The organism is Phytoactinopolyspora limicola, from assembly GCF_011320225.1.
GTDB classification, from domain to species: Bacteria; Actinomycetota; Actinomycetes; order Jiangellales; family Jiangellaceae; genus Phytoactinopolyspora; species Phytoactinopolyspora limicola.
In genome coordinates this window covers 433,910-446,666 of the sequence record NZ_JAAOEN010000001.1, presented here as the reverse complement: position 1 = coordinate 446,666, position 12,757 = coordinate 433,910, and the positions used below count along the sequence as shown (strand labels likewise).

At 68.9% G+C, this 12,757-nt stretch carries 13 protein-coding genes; 3 read left to right on the top strand and 10 right to left on the bottom strand.

Annotated features, from left to right (window positions below; genetic code table 11):
• Nucleotides 1–34: 34 nt before the first annotated feature.
• A complete protein-coding gene (locus G8760_RS02220) occupies nucleotides 35–1,579 on the bottom strand; it encodes an MFS transporter (protein ID WP_166346017.1) in 1,545 nt (514 codons plus the stop codon).
• Between the two features lie 61 nt (nucleotides 1,580–1,640).
• On the opposite strand from G8760_RS02220, the gene G8760_RS02215 reads away from it, so the two are divergent.
• Both G8760_RS02215 and G8760_RS02210 read left to right on the top strand, forming a co-directional pair.
• A complete protein-coding gene (locus G8760_RS02215; protein WP_166346014.1) occupies nucleotides 1,641–2,018 on the top strand; it encodes a MarR family winged helix-turn-helix transcriptional regulator in 378 nt (125 codons plus the stop codon).
• Nucleotides 2,019–2,074: 56 nt separating this feature from the next.
• The gene (locus tag G8760_RS02210; protein WP_166346011.1) at nucleotides 2,075–2,845 is read left to right on the top strand and encodes an arginase family protein; all 771 of its coding nucleotides are present in this window, start codon (nucleotides 2,075–2,077) and stop codon (nucleotides 2,843–2,845) included.
• Here G8760_RS02210 and G8760_RS02205 read toward each other — a convergent pair.
• Nucleotides 2,831–3,484 carry a sigma factor-like helix-turn-helix DNA-binding protein gene (locus G8760_RS02205; protein WP_166346008.1) on the bottom strand — a complete coding sequence of 218 codons (654 nt, stop codon included), beginning with the start codon at nucleotides 3,482–3,484 and terminating at the stop codon, nucleotides 2,831–2,833. The two genes, G8760_RS02210 and G8760_RS02205, sit on opposite strands and share 15 nt — an antisense overlap.
• Nucleotides 3,485–3,572: 88 nt before the next feature.
• Here G8760_RS02205 and G8760_RS02200 point away from each other — a divergent pair, with 88 nt between their 5' ends.
• Complete coding sequence (locus G8760_RS02200) at nucleotides 3,573–3,857, top strand: hypothetical protein (RefSeq protein ID WP_166346005.1); 285 nt, start codon at nucleotides 3,573–3,575, stop codon at nucleotides 3,855–3,857.
• Between the two features lie 135 nt (nucleotides 3,858–3,992).
• Here the strand turns inward: G8760_RS02200 and cobC are convergent, their stop codons facing one another.
• The 8 genes from cobC to G8760_RS02160 are packed head-to-tail and all read right to left on the bottom strand — an operon-like array spanning nucleotide 3,993 to nucleotide 12,728.
• Entirely contained in the window at nucleotides 3,993–5,168 is a 1,176-nt protein-coding gene (gene cobC, locus G8760_RS02195; RefSeq protein WP_166346002.1) for an Rv2231c family histidinol phosphate aminotransferase CobC, read from the bottom strand.
• Entirely contained in the window at nucleotides 5,131–5,745 is a 615-nt protein-coding gene (cobO, locus tag G8760_RS02190; protein ID WP_166345999.1) for a cob(I)yrinic acid a,c-diamide adenosyltransferase, read from the bottom strand. The genes cobC and cobO overlap by 38 nt, the downstream gene beginning before the upstream one ends.
• 1 nt (nucleotide 5,746) lies before the next feature.
• Nucleotides 5,747–7,885, bottom strand: coding sequence for a magnesium chelatase subunit D family protein (locus tag G8760_RS02185; RefSeq protein ID WP_166345996.1), 2,139 nt, complete (start codon nucleotides 7,883–7,885; stop codon nucleotides 5,747–5,749).
• Nucleotides 7,882–8,649 carry a (2Fe-2S) ferredoxin domain-containing protein gene (locus G8760_RS29730; protein WP_207781929.1) on the bottom strand — a complete coding sequence of 256 codons (768 nt, stop codon included), beginning with the start codon at nucleotides 8,647–8,649 and terminating at the stop codon, nucleotides 7,882–7,884. Before G8760_RS29730 ends, G8760_RS02185 begins: the two co-directional genes overlap by 4 nt.
• Entirely contained in the window at nucleotides 8,646–9,494 is an 849-nt protein-coding gene (locus tag G8760_RS02175) for an ABC transporter ATP-binding protein (protein WP_166345993.1), read from the bottom strand. The genes G8760_RS29730 and G8760_RS02175 overlap by 4 nt, the downstream gene beginning before the upstream one ends.
• On the bottom strand, nucleotides 9,491–10,630 hold the full coding sequence (locus G8760_RS02170) for a FecCD family ABC transporter permease (protein WP_166345989.1): 1,140 nt from the start codon (nucleotides 10,628–10,630) through the stop codon (nucleotides 9,491–9,493). Before G8760_RS02170 ends, G8760_RS02175 begins: the two co-directional genes overlap by 4 nt.
• Nucleotides 10,627–11,673: an ABC transporter substrate-binding protein gene (locus G8760_RS02165; protein WP_166345986.1), complete on the bottom strand. Its 1,047-nt coding sequence runs from the start codon at nucleotides 11,671–11,673 to the stop codon at nucleotides 10,627–10,629. Before G8760_RS02165 ends, G8760_RS02170 begins: the two co-directional genes overlap by 4 nt.
• Nucleotides 11,670–12,728 carry an ABC transporter substrate-binding protein gene (locus G8760_RS02160; protein WP_166345983.1) on the bottom strand — a complete coding sequence of 353 codons (1,059 nt, stop codon included), beginning with the start codon at nucleotides 12,726–12,728 and terminating at the stop codon, nucleotides 11,670–11,672. The genes G8760_RS02165 and G8760_RS02160 overlap by 4 nt, the downstream gene beginning before the upstream one ends.
• Nucleotides 12,729–12,757: the final 29 nt, after the last annotated feature.

Genomic DNA, 12,757 nt, shown 5'->3' with positions numbered 1-12,757 from the left:
GGGCCGACAGTAAGGAAACATGTGGTCGCCGCAGTCAGCCGTGCGGACGTCCGGTGCGAGCCATTCGAGGCTCCGCTCGGACGTCGTCGTCCTCGGTGGCGGAGATCTTTCCGGAGCCGCCGCGAACCAGCGGGATCACCATCACCGCGAGGCCGGCGAGGGCCACGACGGTGACGAGCACCAGTCCGGGACGGAACTGGTCGAGTACCTCCGCAGCGGATGCGTCGGCGTGAGCACCGGCGTGGTGGCTGCCCGCCGTGACCAGGGCCGTGGTGACCGCCAGCACCAGCGCGGCTCCGACCTGCATGGACGTCTGTACCAGACCGGCGGCCAGACCCTGCTCGTCGTCGGACACCCCGGACGTGGCTTGGACGTTGATGGCGGGAAATCCCAGGGCGAAGCCCGCACCGAGGAGCAGCACAGTCGGGAGGATCACACCGACATATCCGAGCTCGGGTTCGGCGCGGAGAAGGAACCACACGTAGCCGACGCTGAGTGCACCCAGCGCGATGATGATCAGCCGCGGGGTACCCAGCCGGTCGATCATCCGGCCGGCGTGCGGTGCGGTCAGGACGACCAGGATGCCGGTGGGCAGCAAGGCCAATGCCATCCGCAGGGGGCTCCAGCCGAGGACGTCTTGCAGATAGATGGTCATCATGAACTGGAAGCTCAGGTAGGAGCCGAACAGTGCGACGATCGCGAGGCTGGCCCGGACGATGTGCCCGATGCGCAGGATGCTCAGCCGTACCAACGGTTGGCGCACCCGTTGCTCGACGACCACGAACACGGCCAGCAGGACCAGCGCGAGGACGAGCGAGGCGATCGTGGTGGGGTGGGTGAAGCCGGTTTCGGGTGCGGAGACCACCGTGTACACGAGCAGGACCATGCCGCCGGTGAGGGTGACCGCGCCGCCGATGTCGTAACCGCCGGAGCTCGCCGGCCGGTCGCGGGGGATCAGGAGGATCCCGGCTACGAGCGCGGCGAGTGCGATCGGCACGGGGAAGAGGAAGGTCCACCGCCATCCGAAGCCGGTCAGCAGTCCACCGAAGATCAAGCCGGATGAGAAGCCGCTGGCGCCGAAGACTGTGTAGATGGCCAGCGCGCGGTTGCGGGCCCGGCCTTCGGCGAACGTGGTGGTGATGATGGACAGCCCGGTTGGTGCGGTGAAGGCCGCCGCGACGCCTTTGATCAGGCGGGTGGCGATGAGGAGCGCGCCGTCGTCGACCATCCCGCCGAGTAAGGACGCAACCGCGAACACGGCGAGGGCGACGAGGAAGACCACCCGCCGGCCGAGCAGGTCCGCCGTGCGCCCGCCGAGGAGCAGCAGGCCGCCGAAACCGAGGACGTATCCGCTGACGATCCACTGGAGGGACGTCGTGGACAGCCCGAGTTCCGCGCCGATGGACGGAAGGGCGACCCCGACCATCGACACGTCGAGTCCGTCGAGGAACAAGGCGAGGCACACCACGGCGAGGATGCCCCACAGCCGCGGGGTCCACCGCTGCTGCTCCGGGGCGGAGACGGGAGAAGGGGATGTTGCTGTAGAAGTCACGAGGAACGACGGTACATGCACATGCATTCAATGCACAAGCACATAATGCGAGTGCATCTATCGTTCATGTGATGTTAGAATTCGCAGCGTGGTGCCGACGAAGGAACGCCAGCTGGTTGCCCAGTGGCGTGACCTGCTCTCGTCGTACAACGAGATCGCAAGTGCTCTCGACCGCCACCTCCAAGAGCGGCACGGCATCGGCCGCAGCGAGTTCGAGACCCTCGACCGGCTGGTCGACTCCGGCGCCGAGAAATCCCGCATGCTCGACCTCGCCGCTGACATGTACCTGAGCCAGAGCGCACTGTCGCGAACGGTCGACCGGCTCGAACGGGCCGGGCTGGTTCAGCGGGTTATGTGCCCGGAAGATCGCCGCGGTGTCTTCGTCAAACCCACCCCGACGGGGCGGGAACTGCACGCCGAGGCGAGCGCCACCCATCGCCAGGTGCTGGCCAGTCACCTCGCCTGACCCCCCCCAGCGCGGCCCGGACAGTCGGCCAACGGTGTGCGCAGTAGCCTGAGCTGATGACCCGATATGTCGTTCCCTACCACCTCGACGAGCACCTGCCTGACATCGAGGTACCGTTGGCGCCAGACCTGACCATCAGCGCGGACCTTTCCCAGGCCGGCCCATGGCAACGGATGGCCCACCTGCACCGCGAGGTGGCGGCGGCGGTGGCTGAGGACATCGGCAGCGGCGGTCTACCGGTTGTCCAGTCCGGGGACTGCATGGTGGCCATCGGGGTCGTGGCAGGTGCGCAACGAGCCGTCGACGCCAAGGCCGGGGGTTCGTCGGGTCCGACGATAGGTGTCGTGTGGTTCGACGCGCACGGTGATGTGCAGACTCTCGAGACCACCACCTCGGGTTACCTCGGTGGTATGCCGCTCAGCATCCTCACTGGCTACCGTCCCGAACTCCTCGCTGAGCCGCTCGGTCTGCGCCCGGTGCGGGAGGATCACGTGACGCTGGTGGACGCCCGCGACCTCGACCCCGCGGAAGCTGAGTATCTGTCCCGATCAGAGGTCCGCCACTGCCTCGTCGACGAGGTCGGGGACGCAACGGTGCCATCAGGCCCGTTGGTCATGCACATCGACGTCGACGTCATCAGCCCGGACCACCTCCGGGGCCTGCTGTTCCCCGTGCCGGGCGGCCCGTCGGTGGATGCGGTCGCCCGTGCGGCCGGCCGGGTGATGGCGACCGGACGGGTGGTGGCGGTCAGCGTCGGCTGTACCTGGCAAGCCGGTCACGGCGCTGCCGACCAGATACGACCACATCTGGAATCACTCGTCTCGTAGGGCCGGGTCTGGAACCGGTGTCTGGTCGGGTTCGCGCGCCGAGGCATCCTGCAGATCATGGTTCCGGCGGTGGCCGGGCCGGGCGTTGCGCGGCCGGGAGGGACGAGTTTCGACGGTCAGATCGAACACGGCGGCGACGCGGCGCAGCTTGTCGGGGTTCACGATGCCGTAGATGGCGCGTACCCGCTCGCCGTTCTCGTCGAGGTCGAGTAGTCCCACCGCGCGCAGCTGATCCCCTGCACAGAGGATGGCGGCGGCGTCGCCGTTGATGGTGACGTAACGCACGGTGACCGTGGATAGGTCGTCGATGAAGGGCTTCGCCGTGAATAGCCGGGCGATCTTCTCCCGGCCGACGATGACCCGCAGCGCCGCCTTCGCCTGCCCGCCGCCGTCGGTACAGAACGTGACGTCAGGCGCGAGGACCTCCATCAGTGCACTGATGTTTCCACCAACCGCGGCCGCCATGAATCGCTCGGTGACGGCTTGACGGTCTTTCTGGTCCACGTCGACCCGTGGCCGGCGCGCCTGCACGTGTTCACGTGCCCGGTGGGCGAGCTGACGTACGGCCTCTGGTGTCCGGTCGAGCACGGCAGCGATCTCGCCGTAGCGGTAGCCGAACGCCTCCCGCAGGACGAACACCTTCGGTCAGGAGGGTTTCTTTCCTGTTACGACGCCTGGCGCGAGCGAGTCGACCCTGGGTGGCCCGGTAGGAGAGGTTGGGGTCACGGTGGTCAATGACAGCTCAGGGAAGACGCAGTACGAAGTCGACGTCGTTGCACTGGCTGCGGGTCGGCGACGGCAGGACCGCGGGCCGGTCGTCCGGGCAATCGGTGAGGCCAAAGACTCCGACCGGGTTCGAGGTATTGCGGACCTGGTTCGGCTTGACCGCGTTCGAAGCTTGCTGACCGGCCGCGGCGTCGACGGTTCCATGAAGCTCTTGTTGTTCGGCCGGTCGGGGTTCGACTCCGCTCTGCGGTCGGTGTCCGCCAGCGACATGACGTCGAGCTGGTAGACCTTGAGCGCATCAGGTATGGCAGCCCCCATCCCATGATCATGAACACTTTGCCGTGCCATGGCACGGCAAAGTGTTCATGATCATGGGATGGGGGCGGTTCTCGCACGACCGGCTCGCCGAGTCGGCCAGACACTAGTGGACGACGTTCCTGCCGTGACCAAGAACACCTTGAGACACGATCCCGGCGGTTGTGTCGAGGAACCGGCGCATGGTGGCCTCGTCCCGGATCGCGATCCGCAGCCAATCCGGGCCGAGGCCAGGAAAGGTGTCTCCCCGCCGGACGGCCCAGCCGAGTTCCCGCAGGCGGATCCGGATCTTGTCGGCCCCGGCCAACCTCAGTAGCACGAACGGAGCACGCGGTGGAGTCACGACGTGGGCGCCCATACCCTGCAACTCGGTCGCCACCAGTTGACGCACGGGCTCGTCGGCCCGGGCCAGCCGGTCGGACTCCTGCTGAGCGGCTGGTCGGAGGCAGGCTTCGGTGGCGGCGATGGCGAGGCTGGACACCGACCAGGGAGGTTGTACCGCCCGTAGCCGGGCGATCACCTCCGCGGCTCCGACGGCATAACCCGCCCGGACCCCGGCCAGGCCCCACGTCTTCGTCAAACTGCGCAGGACGAGCAGACCGGGGAAGTCCCGGCGGGCCGCGAGGGATTCCGGCTCACCGGGGATGGCGTCCATGAACGCCTCGTCGACGACGAGCAGCCGGCCTGGGCGGGCTAGCTGCTCGAGGACCGCGGCCGGGTGGAGGACCGACGTCGGGTTCGTGGGATTCCCGACGACGACGAGATCGGCGGCGGCGGGGACGGCGGACGGCTCCAACCGGAACCCGTCGTCGGCGGAGAGCAGCACCCGGTGAACCGAGTGTCCGGCGGCCGTCAGGGCCACCTCCGGTTCGGTGAACTGGGGGTGGACGACAACCGCGTGGCGAACCTCGAGCCCCGGCCGGAACGCGCGGGCCACCAGCGTGAACGCCTCGGCACCGCCCGCGGTCGGGAGCACCTCGGCCACGGGACGGTCGTGCCGGGTGGCGATCGCCGCGGCGGCCGGCTGCGGGTCGGGGTAGGTGGCGACGTCGTCGATGGCGTCGACCAAACGTTCACGCAGCCACGCCGGCGGCATACCAGCTCGGACGTTGACAGCGAGGTCGACGAGCCAGGGCTGCTGGTCGCCGTCGGGTGAGCGGAGCTCTGCGTCGCCGTGATGGTGCAGATCGACTTCGTGCGCCGGTGTCACCGGGGCAGGGCGCCGGCCCGAGCCACCACGCCGATCACCATTCGATGCCACGTTGGCCTTTCTGGCCCGCATCCATCGGATGTTTGATCTTAGTTGTCTCCATGACCAGGTCAGCGGCCTCGATCAGTCGGGGATGGGCGTTGCGGCCGGTGATGATCACATGCTGGTGGCCGGGTCGCTGGGTGAGGACGTCGACCACCTCGTCGACGTCCACCCATCCCCAGTGGATCGGATAGGTGAACTCGTCGAGTACGTAGAGTGTGTGTCGCTCCGCGGCGATGCGGCTGGCGATCTCGCGCCAGCCATCGGCCGCCGCGGCCGCGTGGTCCTCCTCGGACCCCTTCTTCCGCGACCACGACCACCCTTCACCCATCTTGTGCCACTCCACCGGTCCACCGTCACCGGTCTGCTCGTGCAGCCGGCCGAGCGCCCGGAACGCTTCCTCTTCGCCGACCCGCCACTTCGCCGACTTCACGAACTGGAACACGCCGATGTCCCAACCCTGATTCCACCCCCGCAGGGCCATCCCGAACGCCGCCGTCGACTTCCCTTTCATCTCGCCGGTGTGGACAACGACCAGCGGCCGGTTGCGTCGCTGCCGAGTGGTCATACCGTCGGAGGGGACCGCCGTGGGTTGTCCTTTAGGCATGTCAGGCCGCCCTTCGTTGGCTAGAAGTGACATGGGTGCGTACCGCCGAGGTCAGGGCACCAGCGGTGGAGCCGGCGGCGAGGCCGTCGAGCACCACGTGTTCCGCGCCGAGATGACCCGCCATGGTCGCGGCCAGCCCGAGCCGGATCGGGCCGGTCTCGCAGTCGACCACAACGGCGCCGCCGCGGGCCCGGTGCACTTCGCGGGCGAGCAGCCCCGCCGCGGCGCGGGATCGCGGCACCGCGTCGGAACCAAAGGTGGCTCGGCCATCGGTCACGACCACCACGAGCGGCCGGCGGCGCGGATCGCGGACTCCTTCCAGCGCGACGACGCGGGCGGTCTCCGCCAGCCCTTCGGCCAGCGGTGTCCGGCCACCCGTCGGGAGGGTCTCGAGGCGGGCGGCGGCGGCGTCGACACTGGATGTAGGGGGTAGCGCCAGGGTCGCCTCGTTCGCCCGGAAGAGCACCAGGCCGACCTTGTCGCGCCGTTGGTAGGCGTCGATAAGCAACGAGAGCACGGCGGTTTTGACCTCGCGCATCCGCTGCCGGGCCCCCATCGATCCCGAGGCGTCGACGCAGAACAGCACCAGGTTGCCTTCTCGGCCTTCACGGACGGCGACCCGGAGGTCGTCCCTGCCCGGCCGCACGATGGGCCGGCCGGTGGTGCCGGACCGGACGCCGTCGGTGGTCAGTGCCCCGGGCCCCCGGCCAGCCGCCCCGGCCGCCTGGTGAACGGCGGCGGCCCGCAGAGTCGCGACGAGATGGATACCGCCGCTCGTGTCCTCGGCCGCCCGGCGGGCACCGATGGTTCGCCCGTTGCTCGTGATGGCGCGGGAACGACGCCCGTCGGCACCGGAGCCATATCCGGGCACGGTCAGCAACCGGGCCCGGAACGGAATGCTGGCCTGCTGGACGTCGCTGTCCGGTGCGGGCCGGGCCGGGTGCTGCTGGGTGGTCGGCGGTGGGTCCGATGGACTATCCGTAGACTCCGGCGACTGGTCGAGGGGGGTGTCGGCGTCAGATGCGGCGTCCGGCTGCTGCGGTGTGTCGTCGGGCGGCGAACCGGGGCCGGTTCCGGGGTCGTTGCCAGGGCCGGAGTCGTCGGGGTCGTCGGGTCCGGGGTCGTCGGGGGTGGCGTCCTGTAGCGCCTGTTCGAGCTGGTCGTCGTCGATACCGGGGGCGTCGAACGGGTTGCGACGTCGCCGGTGCGGCAACGCCAGGCGGGCCGCCGCCCGCACATCCTCGGTCTCGACGACGGTCCGGCCGGACCACGCCGCGTGGGCGATGGCGGCCTGCGCGGTGACCAGGTCGGCGCGCAACCCGTCTACCTCGAACGCCGCACATACCTCGGTGATCTGGCGCAACGCGGCGTCGGTGAGGATTACGTCGGCCAGCCGTTCGCGGGCGGCGACGATCCGCTCCGACAACTCGCGCTCCGTGGCGGCGTAACGTGCGGCGAACCCGGCCGGGTCGGCTTCGTAGGCCAGGCGAGCACGGACCACGTCGGCCCGAAGTTCCGGATCGCGGCTGGCGGCGACCTCAACTGTCAGGCCGAAGCGATCGAGGAGCTGCGGCCTGAGCTCACCCTCCTCCGGGTTCATGGTGCCGACCATGACGAAACGCGCGGCGTGTGACACCGACACGTTCTCCCGCTCCACCTTGGCCCGGCCCATGGCGGCGGCGTCCAGCAGGACATCCACCAGGTGGTCGTGGAGGAGGTTGACCTCGTCGACGTACAGGATGCCGCGGTTGGCGCCGGCGAGTAGACCGGGTTCGTACGCGGTGACGCCCTCGGTGAGAGCACGCTCCAGGTGGATCGAGCCCAGCACGCGATCTTCGGAGGCACCCACCGGCAGTTCTATCAGCCGCGCGGGTCGGTTCAGGGTGTCTTCGGCGTCGGTGTGGGGCCCATCCGGGCAGTCCGGATCCGGGTCTTTCGGGGCACACGAGAACCGGCAGCCCGCCACCACACTGACCGGAGGAAGCAGCCCGGCCAGCGCCCGGACCATCGTCGACTTGGCGGTGCCCTTCTCGCCGCGGACCAGCACTCCACCGGTGGCCGGTGACACTGCCGACAGCACCAGGGCGAGACGGAGATCATCCATGCCGACGATCGCGGTGAACGGGTAGCCGGGACTCATGTGTCCTCCGGGGGTTGCGGGGGCGGGGCCTGAGGTTCAGGTGCACCCGCCGGTGCTGGGCGGGGCGTGCGTAGCTCGTCGACCACCATGCCATCGCATAGGTGCTCGTCGACGACGCGTCTGACTGCTTCGTCGTCGAGATGGGTGTACCAGACGTCGTCGGGATGGACGACGACCATGGGCCCGAGGTTGCACGGCACCAGGCATCCGGTGTTGGTGACGAGGACGGCGTCGTCGTCCTGACCGCGCTCCCGCAGATGTGCGGACAGGGTCTTGGCGATGCCCGCCGCCCCGTAGGCGGAGCAGCGCGGGCCTCGGCAGACGAAGACGTGCCGGCGGTGTGCGGTGATCTCGGACCAGCTCGGACTGCGGAACGCGTCGGGTGATTCGTTGATCGGGCGGGTCGGTCCGCTGACCGCCGCGACCAGCGCGTCGACCACTTCGTTCGTCTCGCTGACCCCCGCGGCGACCCGGACCCCAGTGTCCATACCCGCCTTCTGGATCCAGTGTGCGGTGGCCTTGCGGGACCACGTCTCCAGGTACCGGTCTCGTGGCACCTGTGCAGGTACGAGCAGGATGTCGGTGGCGCCGTCGGCGAGGCACTGATCGAGCGCTCCATGCACGGACCGTTCGCCGTGGTCGAGCAGCGCCGGCCGCACCGGGTGTCCCAGCCGTTCGGCCAGCCGGCCGGCCAGCGACGCCAGGGTCTGCTCCGCCGTCGGCGCACCAAGCGCCCGGCCGACGAGGACGATCTGCCGGCTCACGTGGCCACCCCCGGCGTGGTGTGCCCGGTGCCGTTGGAGCGTGGGGACGGCGGGTGGAAGGTGAGGAGCGGCCGGCCAGTCTGTGGATGCCGGCTGACGTCCGCGTCGACCTCGTAGACCTCGCGTAACAGGTCCGGGGTGAGCACCTCCGCGGGTGCGCCGGCAGCCACGAGCCGGCCCCGGTTCAGGACGACCAGGTGGTCGCAGAACATCGCCGCGAGGTTGAGATCGTGCAGCGCTGCGATGGTGGTCAGGCCGGCATGGCGGACCAACGCCAGCAACGACAGCGCGTGCGCGATGTCCAGATGGTTGGTCGGCTCGTCCAACACCAACAGGGCGGGTTGCTGAGTGAGCGCCCGGGCCAACTGCACCCGCTGCTTCTCGCCGCCGGACAGGGTGGTCCATTTCCGCCCGGCCAGGTCGAGCATGTCGACCTGGTCGAGGGCGTCGAGGGCGAGGACGCGGTCGTGTTCGGAGTCACCCTGCAACGCCGACCGGTACGGCGTGCGGCCCAGCAACACGACGTCGAGCACGGTGACGTCGAGGTCGGTACCGGAGTGCTGCTCGACGACGGCGAGCTTGCGGGCAAGGTCGCGCCGACGCAGCGAGGACAGGTCGGTACCGCCGAGCAGGACGACGCCGCGATCGGGCCGGGTCAGGCGGGCGATGGCGCGCAGGAGTGTCGTTTTGCCTGAGCCGTTCGGCCCGAGCAGCCCGGTGATCTCGCCGGGGCGTCCTTGCAGCTCGATCCCGTCGACGATGACGGTGCCTTTGACCGACCAGCTCACGTCGTCGACCCGTAGTCCACCCGAGGTGGCGGTGGGTGGTTCGGCTGTGGTTGTCATCCGCGCACCTGCTTCTTACGGAGCACCCAGATGAACGCGGGGACGCCGACGATGGCTGTCACGACGCCGACGGGCAGCTCGCGGGGGTCGAACACGGTCCGGGCGACGGTATCCACCCACAGCAGGAACACCCCGCCCAGTAGAGCCGACAGCGGCAGCACCAGCCGGTGGTCCGGCCCGACGAGGAACCGCACCGCGTGTGGCAACAGCAACCCGACGAACCCGATGGAGCCGCTGACCGCTACCAGCACGCCGGTCAGGAGCGCACACGCGACCAGGAGAAGCCATCGGATCCGGTTGACGTCCACGCCCAGCGAGGCCGCGGCATCATCACCGAAGGTGAACGCGTTGAGGGTCCGGGCGTTCCAGAGGAACAGCAGCAACGCGGCGACGAAGACCACCGAGGCGATCTGCAGTGACGACCAGCGCGACGCCGCCAACGACCCGGACAACCAGAACTGCACGTCCTGAGTGGCGTGTGGATCGGCCACCCACAGGATGACGAACGACGTCAGCGCGCTACACAGCGCACCGATAGCCACCCCGGCGAGGATCATCCGGACCGGGGTGAGGGTGCCCGAGGACTGGCCGATGATCAGGACCAGCATGAACGCACCCAACGCGCCGCCGAACGCACCGAGCGACACCCCGAACAGACCGCCACCAATCCCGGCCACGATCACCATCACCGCACCGAACGAGGCACCGGAGGAGATACCGAGCAGGTACGGATCCGCCATCGGGTTGCGGGTCAGGGTCTGCATGATCGCGCCGACCACCGCCAGGCCGGCGCCGATCAGGGCGGCACTCAGCGTCCGGGGCAGGCGCATGTTCCAAATTACGTCGGCGCGGATATCGCTCGGATGCTGAGCGCCCAACCCCAGCGTGTCGACCTGGAGGAAGGACAGTCCCAGCCGGTCGGTCATGACGGTCCACACCTCGCGCACCGAGATGCCGGCCTGGCCCAGGGTGACCGCGACGAGGATCGAGCCGGTCAGGATCAGAACCGCGGCGGCGACGATCGCGCCGCTGCCGAGCATCCGCCGCCGCGACCGGGGAAGGGGGGACGGCGTGCTGCCGGCCGGCGGTGTCGTGGTGCGGTCCGCCGCCACCCCGGGTGCCGGCGCGGAGTTCATCGTGCCTCCGCGGCGTCCCTAGCCGCGTCAGCCAGGGCACCCACCGTCGTGACGGTCTGGATCCCCGGCGTCGTGGCGGCGAACGGCAGGGTCAAGACCGCGCCGTCCTGAACGGCACGCAATTTGCTGAGGGTGGGATCGGAGTTCAGGAAATCGAGTTTGGTGTCGATGTCGCCGTTGCCGAAGTCGGCCACCACGATCAGGTCGGGGTCGCGCTCGATGACCTGTTCCCAGCTGGTATCCGCCCAGTGCCCACCGATGTCGCTGAAGACGTTCTCGAAGCCGAGCGCCTCGATGATCATGGCTGGCGCGCCGCAACACGCGCCGACGAAGGGGGCATCGGTGTTCATGTCCCACCAGAACACCGACTGCTGGGGGAGGTCGCCGATAGACTCCAGCGTCGCCTCTAGCTGCTGTTTCTGTTCCGCGATGAGCTCGGCGGCGCGATCTTCGACGTTGAAGATGCTGGCGATCAGTTCGATCTCGAACCAGATGTCCTCGATGCTCATCGGTTCGTCGTCGGGTTCGTTCTCACACCGGCCCACCGACAGGAACGTGGGGATGCCGAGGTCGGCGAAGTTGTCCCGGCTGCCCAGGTTCTCGTCCCGGTACGCACTCGGATAGGAGGCGTAGACGAAGTCCGGCTCGACGTCGAGCAACGCCTCGAGGCTCGGATAGTCGCGGTCGACGAGCACCTCGACGTCGGCGAAGTCGTCCGCGACCAGCGGTGCCACGTACTCGTCCGGTTCGCCGGCCACCGCCAGGAGCTGGTCTTTCAAACCCAGCGCCAGCATGATCTCGGTCACCGGCTTGTTCAGCGTGACGGCCCGCTCCGGTGGTGCCTCGACGGTGACCTCGACGCCGCAGTTCTCGATGGTGATCGGATGGCCATGGGTGTCGGCCCGTTCGGCCGGGTCGGTCGGATCGGCCTGGCCGGCCGGCGGCGCCGCGACCGGGGCCGCGTCGTCGTTGCCGCAGGCGGCCAGCGCCAGCGTGGAGAGCACCAGGCCGGTGGCGGCCACGAGGCGAGTCGGCGTCGTCATCGCAGCACCTCCAAGCCCTCGGCGAGGGCGACCACGGCGCTCACGTTGCGGATGCCAGGCGTGGTGGCGGAGAACGGGATCACCACGTACTGCTCGTTGCGGACGGCCCGCAGGCCGTCGACCGCGGGCGTCGACTCGATCGCCGAACGTTTGTCCTCTGCCGTGCTCCAGTCCGAGTCGACCAGCACAATCACATCCGGGTCACGCTCGACGACTTGTTCCCAGCTCACCGCTGCCCAGGAGCCGGCTTCGTCGGCGAACGCGTTCCGAACCCCGGCCGCGTCCATGATCATGCCGGGTGCGCCGCAGCACACCCCAACGCTTGGTGCATCCGTGCTGTTGTCCCACCACATCACCGTGGTGCTGGAATGGTCGGCGGTCACGTCGAGTGCTTCCTGGAGCTCGGCGCGTTGGGCGGCGACGAGGTCGTCGGCGGCGTCGGCAACCCCGAACCGGGCGCCGATCTCCTCGATCTCCTGCCACACCGCCTCGATGTCGAGCGGTTCGTCATCCGACCGCCCCGGGCATGCAGCTGGCGAGAGGTACGTGGCGATACCCAACTCGGCGAGGTCAGCGCGCTCACCCGCGTTCTCCGGCTGGAACGCACTCGGATACGACGCGTAGATGAGGTCCGGCTCGGTGTCGAGCACCGTCTCCGACGACGGGTACCTGTCCGACAACACGGGGACCTCGGCGTATACCTCCGCCAACTCGGGCAGGATCTCGTCGTCCAGGTACGCCGTGCCGACCATCCGGTCCTGCAAGCCCAGGGCCAGCATCACCTCGGTGGCGGCCTGGTTCATGGTGACCGTCCGCTCCGGGGGTGCCTCGATGCTCACCTCGATCCCGCAGTTGGTGCTGGATGTTGATTCGTTGGCGGTATCGGCGAGTGGCGTCGTGGTCGAATCGTCCGATTCTCGTTGCTCGGTGGTGGTGTCGTCGTCGCTCCCGCAGGCGGCGAGTAGGACGCCGCCGAGCGTGAGACACGCGAGCACTGGCACGAATCGGCGCCGGTGTAGTCGGGATCGGTGGGGCACGTGCGTTGATACGGTCATTGGGACCGCCTTCCATCACCTCGTGGAAT

Excerpts from the sequence above, each read along its gene's own strand:
- G8760_RS02220 (WP_166346017.1), bottom strand. The coding sequence starts at position 1,579 with ATGCATGTGCATGTACCGTCGTTCCTCGTGACTTCTACAGCAACATCC.
- G8760_RS02210 (WP_166346011.1), top strand. The coding sequence starts at position 2,075 with ATGACCCGATATGTCGTTCCCTACCACCTCGACGAGCACCTGCCTGAC.
- cobC (WP_166346002.1), bottom strand. The coding sequence starts at position 5,168 with ATGCGGGCCAGAAAGGCCAACGTGGCATCGAATGGTGATCGGCGTGGT.
- cobO (WP_166345999.1), bottom strand. The coding sequence starts at position 5,745 with ATGCCTAAAGGACAACCCACGGCGGTCCCCTCCGACGGTATGACCACT.
- G8760_RS02185 (WP_166345996.1), bottom strand. The coding sequence starts at position 7,885 with ATGAGTCCCGGCTACCCGTTCACCGCGATCGTCGGCATGGATGATCTC.
- G8760_RS02175 (WP_166345993.1), bottom strand. The coding sequence starts at position 9,494 with ATGACAACCACAGCCGAACCACCCACCGCCACCTCGGGTGGACTACGG.
- G8760_RS02170 (WP_166345989.1), bottom strand. The coding sequence starts at position 10,630 with ATGAACTCCGCGCCGGCACCCGGGGTGGCGGCGGACCGCACCACGACA.
- G8760_RS02165 (WP_166345986.1), bottom strand. The coding sequence starts at position 11,673 with ATGACGACGCCGACTCGCCTCGTGGCCGCCACCGGCCTGGTGCTCTCC.
- G8760_RS02160 (WP_166345983.1), bottom strand. The coding sequence starts at position 12,728 with ATGACCGTATCAACGCACGTGCCCCACCGATCCCGACTACACCGGCGC.